This window comes from Streptomyces sp. NPDC046915 (assembly GCF_040644935.1).
In the GTDB taxonomy this organism is placed as follows: domain Bacteria; phylum Actinomycetota; class Actinomycetes; order Streptomycetales; family Streptomycetaceae; genus Streptomyces.
Genome location: NZ_JBEYXB010000010.1, coordinates 364,127 through 371,572, shown reverse-complemented (window position 1 = coordinate 371,572; position 7,446 = coordinate 364,127). Strand labels below are relative to the sequence as shown.

The following is a 7,446-nucleotide window of genomic DNA, read 5'->3' as shown; positions in this document are numbered from 1 at the left end:
GAACCGAACTGCCCCCCGCTTCAACCGGATTGCTACGACAACCCGGTGGTGAAGGTCTCTCACCTCACTCGATTCCACGGCGCCTCGTGGCGCACTTACCCGGTACGACAGGCGCAGCAAGGCCTCAACAAGGGCTGCGGCCTTGTGTCGCGCAGCCCATGCGACCAGAACTCGTCGCTGGGATCATCGGGATCGCTCACCTCGGCCGGCCTTCTCCAAGGCGTCGGCCAGCAGGGACGCTTGCCACCATCCGCGGTCCGACTGGTCCGTGTCGGCGGGGAGCGCGGCGAGCAGTGCGTGGGCGACGTCACCGTCGTCGGCGGGACAGGCGGCAACGGCCCGTGCGGACCGCAACCGGCTGTCGGCCGGGATCCCGTGCTCGTCGCGGACAAGCCTGAGGCGGGACATGGCCGCTTCTCGGTCGGGCCCCTCTTCACCATCCCTTCGGCGATCCACACAATATGGACGGTCTCATGGGTCGGATCGTCGATGGTGTCCCGTAGGAACCTGCGGCCCTCTTCCGCGACGTCATCAGGGGCCAGTTCACGTAGGACTGCGGTACGACGTCGACGTGCTCGCATACCGCGGCGATCAGCGAGGCCGGCGCGCGAGGATGGGCTGGGCTCCGTCAGGAGGTCCCGGGAGATCTCGACGCCACGGTCGGCCGCTTCCGGGACGAGGCGGTGGCCGCACGCTGGATCACGGCAGGGGACATCGGTTCGCGCGGTTCCTGGCTGGCCGAGGAGATCACCGGGACCTGGCGAGACCGGGAGCCGGCGGTGCTGGATCTGCTGCTGGCGGCGCTGCCTCAGCAGAGGAGCGCCCGCGCCCTTGCCGGCCGTCTGCGCACCATCGGCCACTGGATCGAGCATCTGCCCGAGCCGGACGCCGATCTCCGCGACACGCTGCACCGGTACGCGGCAGGTGCCGACGAAGAGACCGCCGGGCCGGCGCTCCTCGCTCTGGTGCACTCACGTGACCTCCGCGGCCTGGAACTGGTACTGCGCCGCCCCGGCGCCCGGCTGCTCGCAGCGGCAGCGCGGCACTTCCCCGAGGCGGGCGACCAGCTGATACCCGTGATCCGCCGGGAGCTGGCAGCGGGCGCCACCGGGAACGAAGGCATCGCCCTTGTCGGGGCTCTCGCGCCGTTCGGTGCCGCGGCCCGCCAGGCTCTGCCGGAACTCGTCGCGTGCCTGCGGACCCGTCGTGCGGCCATCGTTGCCGCCCGCCGGCTCGGAGCCGACGGCATCGCAACGCGGGAGACCACCGACCTGCTGTGCGCGGCCACGCAGAGCAGCGACCTCGCTCTGCGTGCCGCGGCGGCCGTGGCCCACCACCAGCTGACCGGGGACGTCGATCTGGCCCTTCGCACGTTCGAAGGGCTGCTGTCCGGGAGGGGCCAGACGCACTGGTACCTGAGCACGCTGAAGCCGCTGGGCAGCGCCGCCGCTCCGCTGCTGCCGTTCATCGAGCCTCTGCTGGGGGCAGGGTACGAGTGGACTCGAGTGGCGGCCGCCGAGGCTCTCCACTGGATCACCGGATCCCCGGACCGCGTCGTCCCCGTCCTTGTCGAGTCGGTCGGCCCCACCCCGGTCGGCCTCCACGCGCTCAAGGCCCTCGCCGCCACCGGCCAGGTCCCGGAGGAGCTCCGCCCCACCCTTCGCGGCTTCGCCTTCTCGCCGCTCCGTCTGATCGCTGACTCGCCTCTTTCGGGACAGGGCCATCCGGACGAAGAACTCCGCGCCCTTGCCCGGACGTTGCTCACTGCCGACTAGCCGGCGGCGCTCCGAGGCGCCGGTCCGGATATTGCCTTGATCCGCCCCCGGCCGAACGGAACACTGTCGCGATGCTGTGCCTGGCCGGAGACCGCCGGGCCGTGCCAGACGCGACGTGCCGGGAGTGTCCACCGATGCCAGACCTCGTGCCCGCCCTGCCTCCGGGCTACCGGGCAGGCCCAGCGACAGCCGATGACATCAGCGCCATCCATCGCCTCGTCTCGGCGTGCGAGCGCGAGCTGTACGGCCGGTGGCAGACCGACACCGGGGCCGTCGCTGCCGTCCTCGCCCGGCCGGGACTGGCCCCACAACTCGACACCCTGCTGATCCACGACCAGGCGGGGCAACTGGCCGCTCGTGCCTGGGTGGACCGGCGCTCCGAGGTGGATGTGCACCCCCGGCATCGGGGCCGCGGTCTCGGCACCGTGCTCCTGGACTGGGCCGAGGCCAGGGCCCGCCAGGCAGGGAGCGAACAGATCGTCCAGACCGTGCCGGACGACGACACGGACGCCGTCGCACTGCTGCGCTCCCGCGGATATTCGCCGATGGTGACCGAATGGCTGCTGGAGTTCGCCATGCCCGACGAGCCGGCGGTACCCGAGCCGCCTGCGGGCATCACCGTCAGGCCGTTCCTCTCCGGCGACGAGCACGCCGCGCACCAGCTCGTCGAGGACGCCTTCGACGAATGGCAGCAGCGGCGCAAGTCCTACCAGGAGTGGGCCCAGCACACCGTCGAACGCCCCACTTTCGCCCCCGCGATGTCGGCGCTGGCGTTCAACGGCACCCAACTGGTCGGCGCCGCACTCTCGTTGGACCTCCCAGAGACCGGCGAAGGCTACATCGAGGAGGTCGCCGTCCACCGTGACCACCGCAACCGGGGCATCGCCCGCCTGCTGCTGCGTCATGTCTTCCGCGCCTTCCATCGGCAGGGCCGGCGGACCTGCACCCTCGCGACGCACTCCGACACCGGCGCGCTCGCCCTGTACCAGCGCGTGGGCATGACGGTTCGGCACAGCTCCACGGTCCACCGGAAGAGCCTGCGGACGACCTAGAGGGCGCAGCGTGTACCGCTGGGCAACGCCGCCGGCCCCGATCACGTACGGCATAGGCTCATGAACATGCTCGATCATCGAATGGTTGACGTGAACGGCGTTCGGCTGCACATCGCCGAGCAGGGCGCCGGCCCCCTGGTGGTGCTCCTGCACGGCTTCCCCGAGTCATGGCACTCCTGGCACCACCAGTTCGGCCCTCTCGCCGACGCGGGCTTCCGCGTGGTCGCCCCGGACCAGCGTGGATACGGACGCAGCGACCATCCCGACGACGTGGGCGCTTACACCATCCTCCACCTGGTCGGCGACGTCGCCGGGCTCATCCGGGCCCTGGGCGAGGAGAAGGCGTACGTCGTGGGGCACGACTGGGGCGCGCCGGTCGCCTGGCACACCGCGCTGCTGCGACCGGACCTGGTGCTCGGGGTGGCCGGCCTGAGCGTGCCACCCCCGTTCCGGGGGACACGGCCTCCGCTGGTCGCCATGGAGGAGAGGTTCGGCGGCCGGTTCTACTGGAACTACTTCGACCGCCCCGGTGTGGCCGACGCGGAGTTCGCCGCGGACCCCCGTACCGCACTGCGCAAGTTCTTCTACTCGGCCTCCGGCGACGCATCCCGCACCGGCCCGGTCGAGCAGCCGCTGGTCCACCCCGGGCAGGGGTGGCTCGCGAGCATGCCGGACCCCGAGGTACTGCCGGAGTGGCTCACCGAGGACGACCTCGACGCACTCACCGAGAGTTTCTCCCAGGGCTTCACCGGGGCCCTGAACTGGTACCGCAACCTCGACCGCAACTGGGAACTCACCGCTCCGTGGCACGGCGCCGTCGTCACCCGCCCCGCCCTGTACATCTACGGCGACCGCGACCCCGTCCCCGCCTTCCCCGGCACACCCGAACTCATCGAGAGACTCCCCGACCTGATGCCCGGCCTGTGGCGCGAGCCCCTCGAACTGGCGGGCTGCGGACACTGGACCCAGCAGGAACGCCCGGACGAGGTGAACGCGGCGCTCGTCGAATTCCTCAGGTCCTGTCCCTGAGCCGGGCCCCAGAGGCCGCGCGGTGAAGCCACTCGAACGGAGCGGCGTGCTCCTGCGAACGGCTGTGCAAGGTGTCGGTATCGTCCGCCGTAGTACACCTGGCCCGCGGCCAGCAGCCGTGCGGAGGAGGAGCACATGGCCGATCGCCGGCACGGGACCGCGGCGGACGGCGGATCCGCATCACGGCCGCCGGAGACTCATGGTCCGAGCGCGCACGACACGGTGCGTCTCGCACTGGTGATCGGTGCTCTCGGCGTCGTCTTCGGCGACATCGGGACCAGCCCGATCTACACCCTCCAGACGGTGTTCAATCCGAGCGACCCGCATCCCGTCCCGGTCTCCACGGAGAACGTGTACGGGGTGGTGTCGCTCGTGTTCTGGTCCGTGATGATCATCGTTACGGTCACCTATGTGCTGCTGGCGATGCGCGCCGACAACGACGGCGAGGGCGGCATCATGGCGCTGATCACCCTGTTGCGGCGCTGGAGCTCGCAGCGGGCCGGGCGGACCGCGGCCGTACTGGCGGCGCTGGGCATCTTCGGCGCGTCGCTGTTCTTCGGCGACAGCATGATCACTCCGGCGATCTCGGTGCTGTCCGCGGTCGAAGGGCTCAAGGTCGTCGAGCCGTCGCTGGACAGCGCGGTCGTGCCGATCACCGCCGTGATCATCGTCATGCTGTTCCTCGTGCAGCGGAGAGGAACCGCGGCGGTGGGCCGGGTGTTCGGGCCGGTCATGATCGTCTGGTTCGTGGCCATCGGTGCGTGCGGTGTCGCCGGCATCGCCGGCCATCCGGCGATCCTCAGAGCGCTGTCGCCGGCCTACGCCCTGGGCTTCCTGGTCGGTCATTTCGGAACCGCCTTCTTCGCCCTGGCCGCCGTCGTGCTCGCGGTCACCGGCGCGGAGGCGCTGTACGCCGACATGGGACACTTCGGCCGCCGGTCGATCACCCGCGCCTGGCTGATCCTCGTCTTCCCGGCGTGCGTTCTGAGCTACCTCGGCCAAGGAGCGCTGATCCTCGCCGATCCGGACAACATCAGCAGCCCCTTCTTCCTGCTCGTGCCCGCTTGGGGGCGGCTGCCGATGGTCCTGCTGGCGACGGCGGCCACCGTGATCGCCTCCCAGGCGGTGATCACCGGCGCGTACTCGGTGACTTCCCAGGCCGCCCAGCTCGGCTACCTGCCGAGGCTGCGCATCGCGCACACCTCCGAATCCACGATCGGTCAGATCTACGTCCCCTGGATCAACTGGCTGCTGATGGTCTCCGTCCTCACTCTGGTCTTCGCCTTCCGCAGCTCGACGGCGCTGGCCTTCGCGTTCGGCATGGCGGTCACCGGCACCATCACCATCACGACCTTGCTGTTCTTCTACGTCGCCAGGGCGAAGTGGGGCACGCCGGTGTGGCTGGTCGCCGTCGGCGCGACCGTGCTGCTCTTCGTGGACCTGCTGTTCGTGGCGGCCAACCTGACCAAGCTCGTCCACGGCGCGTGGCTGCCGCTGCTGATCGGCCTCACCGCGTTCACCGTCATGACCACCTGGCAGCGCGGACGCCGGCTCGTCACCGCGCAACGGGTGCGCGAGGAAGGCCCGCTGCCCGAGTTCATCGAGCAACTCCGCAGCGGCGAGGTGTCCACGCTCCGGATCCCCGGCACAGCCGTCTTCCTCAACCGTGGCAAGCAGACCACGCCACTGGCCATGCGAGCCAATGTCGAGCACAACCACGTCCGGCACGACCAGGTCGTGATCCTGGCCATCGAGACCGAGCCCGTGCCCCGCATCCCCGTGGACCAGCGGCTGGTCGTCGACGACCTCGGCTACGCCGACGACGGGATCATCCACGTCACCGCCCGGTTCGGCTATGCGGAGACACCGGACGTGCCCAGCACGCTGTCGCGGCTGGACCCGGCCGAAACCGAAGGGCCTTTGCAGCTCGGCCAGGCGTCCTACTTCCTGTCGAAGATCGAGCTCCGGCGTGGGAAGGCTCCGACGATGGCAGCCTGGCGCAAGCGGCTGTTCATCGCGACCTCCTACATCACGGCCGACGCCGCCGAGTACTTCGGCCTCCCCCGTGACCGCACGGTCATCATGGGCTCGCGCATCGACGTGTAGACGCGCTGTCCGGCAGGGGCGCGGGTGGGTCACGGGCCCACGTCGCTGCGGCGGATGTCCTCCAGGCGTTCCCGGCGGACGAGCAGGCGGGCGAGGCCGTCGCGTACCGCCGCCACGGGCGGGCGGCCGGCCAGGTTGTAGCCGGAGGCCGTCGACAAGTGGTACGCGCCCGCCACGGGTACGGCGAGCAGGTCGCCGGGGCGTACGTCGGCGGGGAGTTCCGCGTCGGCGGCCAGGATGTCACCCGCCTCGCGGTGGCGGCCCACCACGGATTCCGTACCGCCCGACGCCTGAGGTCCTCAGGAAGCGGCCGCGGCCTGCAGGTCGGGCTGCTCCGGCCGGCGCTCCGGCGCCGTCCGTACGGCGAGCACCATGGTGACGCCACCGCCGGGCGTGTCCTCGGCGTGGAGAGAACGGTGTGGTGATGTAGTCGTCGGCGCCCGCGTCGAGCGCGGCGACCTTCTCCTCGGACGCCTGGCGGGCGGACAGGACCAGGATCGGTACGCGGGTCCAGCCGCGCAGCGCCTTGATGACCGCGGTGCCGTCCATGTCGGGCAGGCCGAGGTCCAGCAGCACCACATCGGGCCGGCGTGCGGCGGCGAGCCGCAGGGCCGTGGTCCCGTTGGGGGCGGCATCCACGCCGTACTGGCGGGCCTGAAGGTTGATGACGAGGGCCCGTACCAGCTGTGGGTCGTCCTCCACCACGAGCACCCGGGTCATGGGTGTGTGCCTCTCGTGTCATGGCTGCGGGAGTCGGCAGGACCGGGATGCCTCCCGGGCCGCCGACTCCCGTGCGGGTCGCGTAAGGCCGTCACCGCTGGGCCGCGAGGTCCCTGAGCGCGATGTTGAGTTCGAGGACGTTCACGCGGGGTTCGCCGATGAAGCCCAGGGTGCGGTCCTCGGTGTGGTCCTTGACGAGCTTCTCCACCTGGGCGACGGACAGGCCGTTCTTCTCGGCGACCCGGTGCGTCTGGAGGTCGGCGTACCGCGTGGAGATGTCCGGGTCCAGGCCGGAACCCGAGGAGGTGACCGCGTCGGCGGGAACCTGGGAGGGCTTGACCGTGTAGCCGGGCACCGAGTTGTCCTTCACGACGGCGGCCTTGGCGTCCTCGACCTGCTTGATCAGATCCTTGTTGTCGGCGGACAGGTTGGTGGCACCGGACAGCAGCAGCTTGTACTGCGTGTTGACGCTGTTGCTGCCGAGACCGTTCGCCGGCCGGCCCTGGAACCACTTCAGGTCCGGGTCCGGGCTCGCCTGCCCCTTCTTCAGCGGCAGGTCGTACCGCTGCCCGATCAGGGAGGAGCCCACGACCTTGCCGTCCGACCTGACCTCGGAGCCGTTCGCCTTGCCGGGGAACAGCCCCTGGGCGATGCCGGTGACGACCAGCGGGTAGACGACGCCGGTCACCAGCGTCAGCACCAGCAGGGCACGCAGGCCCGCTCCCAGCAATCGGGCAGTGTTCAAAAAGGAGTTGTTCATGTCC

At 70.4% G+C, this 7,446-nt stretch carries 6 protein-coding genes and 2 pseudogenes; 4 read left to right on the top strand and 4 right to left on the bottom strand.

The genetic code is table 11. The annotated features are described in order from the left end of the window. Positions 1-183: 183 nt before the first annotated feature. A complete protein-coding gene (locus ABZ915_RS27040) occupies positions 184-408 on the bottom strand; it encodes a hypothetical protein (protein ID WP_361808296.1) in 225 nt (74 codons plus the stop codon). A 275-nt stretch (positions 409-683) separates the two neighbouring features. On the opposite strand from ABZ915_RS27040, the gene ABZ915_RS27035 reads away from it, so the two are divergent. The 4 genes from ABZ915_RS27035 to ABZ915_RS27020 all read left to right on the top strand — a co-directional run bounded on the left by ABZ915_RS27035 (position 684) and on the right by ABZ915_RS27020 (position 5,962). Next, complete coding sequence (locus tag ABZ915_RS27035) at positions 684-1,775, top strand: hypothetical protein (protein ID WP_361808293.1); 1,092 nt, start codon at positions 684-686, stop codon at positions 1,773-1,775. 134 nt (positions 1,776-1,909) lie between these two features. Further along, entirely contained in the window at positions 1,910-2,827 is a 918-nt protein-coding gene (locus ABZ915_RS27030) for a GNAT family N-acetyltransferase (protein WP_361808290.1), read from the top strand. Between the two features lie 66 nt (positions 2,828-2,893). Then, positions 2,894-3,856, top strand: a complete 963-nt coding sequence (locus ABZ915_RS27025; protein WP_361808287.1) for an alpha/beta hydrolase — start codon at positions 2,894-2,896, stop codon at positions 3,854-3,856. Positions 3,857-3,991: 135 nt separating this feature from the next. Continuing rightward, the gene (locus ABZ915_RS27020; RefSeq protein WP_361808284.1) at positions 3,992-5,962 is read left to right on the top strand and encodes a potassium transporter Kup; all 1,971 of its coding nucleotides are present in this window, start codon (positions 3,992-3,994) and stop codon (positions 5,960-5,962) included. A 29-nt stretch (positions 5,963-5,991) separates the two neighbouring features. On the opposite strand, the pseudogene ABZ915_RS27015 reads toward ABZ915_RS27020, so the two are convergent. The 3 genes and pseudogenes from ABZ915_RS27015 to ABZ915_RS27005 form a co-directional block, all read right to left on the bottom strand. Then, positions 5,992-6,234, bottom strand: a pseudogene (locus tag ABZ915_RS27015) (diaminopimelate decarboxylase); the annotation flags it as partial. 19 nt (positions 6,235-6,253) lie between these two features. Continuing rightward, positions 6,254-6,682, bottom strand: a pseudogene (locus ABZ915_RS27010) (response regulator); the annotation flags it as partial. A gap of 91 nt (positions 6,683-6,773) precedes the next feature. After that, a complete protein-coding gene (locus ABZ915_RS27005; RefSeq protein WP_361808281.1) occupies positions 6,774-7,442 on the bottom strand; it encodes a potassium-transporting ATPase subunit C in 669 nt (222 codons plus the stop codon). Positions 7,443-7,446 lie beyond the last annotated feature (4 nt).